Source organism: Micromonospora sp. NPDC052213 (assembly GCF_040679695.1).
Classification (GTDB): Bacteria; Actinomycetota; Actinomycetes; order Mycobacteriales; family Micromonosporaceae; genus Micromonospora.
In genome coordinates, this window is the sequence record NZ_JBFAVI010000386.1 from 1 (window position 1) to 1,140 (window position 1,140).

The window sequence follows — 1,140 nt, forward strand, 5'->3', positions numbered from 1 at the left end:
GCGGTGATCGCGGCTCGGGCGGTCTCCGCGGCGGCGGCGTGGCAGGCGACCAGGGTGCGGGTGCAGTCGTCCAGGACGTCGAAGACGACGACAGTGCGGCCGTCGGCGAGTTTCACTTCGGTGGCGTCGATCTGATAGCAGTCGCGGGGCCGGGCATAGCTGAAACGCCGCCACGAGCTACGCGGTCGTTTAGCCGGAGTAGCCACGAGCAGGTCATGCCGGGCCAGCACCCGGTTGACCGTCGAGCGTGACGGCACTGACCAGGACGCGTCGGTGCGCCGGCGCACATCGTCCAACGCGTCTCGGATGAAGTCAGCCCCGTTGTCCGGGCCCAGTTCAGCGCGCAGTTTGCAGATCCACGCGTCCACCTCCGGCGGCGTGACCCGCGGACTGGTACGCGGCCGCCGGGATCGTTCCTGCCACTGACCCTCGGCCCGGATACGTGCGCGGTGCCGGTACACCGTGCGCACCGACACCCCGTGCTCACGCGCGAACTCGGCCGCGTTCACCCGAACCCCCGCCGCCAGCAGCGCGTCCAGCAGGTTCATCACATGCCGCCGAGAAGCCATGCCCGGCAGCACATACCACCCGACCCAAGATCCCTACCACGTGACACATGTATCGGGACTTCAACGCTGACAGATGTCATGGGACTGAACAGCCCCCCGAGGGGCCATCCCGTACCAAGATCTCGGGCCGCTCCATCGATCTTGGACTTGTGGTGCCTCGCGTAAGCCGCGAACCGGGCATCTGAGGCGCCACAACTCCAAGATCGGCGGGGCGGGGTGGGCGGGGTGGGGGGCGTTGTAACCCGGTGCGCCACCGGTGAAGGCGAGACCGGCGATGCCGAGGATGCTCTTGCGCAGGATCGTGTTCGCCGGTCCGGTCGCCGCCCACGCGGCGGAGACCACCAAGCCGGCCGCCGTCGCGGTTCAGGGCGTGAGCCCGCAGGGCGAGCAGTCGCACGTGGACCTGAACGACGAGCAGATCGCCAACGCCAAGGCCATCATCGCGGCCACCAAGAAGGCGGGCCTGCCCGAGCGCGCCGCGGTCGTCTCGATCGCCACCGCGCTGCAGGAGTCGAAGCTGGAGAATCTGGGTCACCTGGGTGACCGCAACGACCACGACTCGCTGGGCCTG

At 68.9% G+C, this 1,140-nt stretch carries 1 protein-coding gene and 1 pseudogene; one reads left to right on the top strand and one right to left on the bottom strand.

The genetic code is table 11. From position 1 onward, the window contains the following. On the bottom strand, window positions 1–548 hold a 548-nt coding region (locus AB0L34_RS34165; protein ID WP_363709814.1), incomplete at its 3' end, for a leucine zipper domain-containing protein. Between the two features lie 304 nt (window positions 549–852). Between AB0L34_RS34165 and AB0L34_RS34170 the strand changes: the two are divergent. Next, window positions 853–1,140 (top strand): annotated as a pseudogene (locus tag AB0L34_RS34170) (hypothetical protein); the annotation flags it as partial.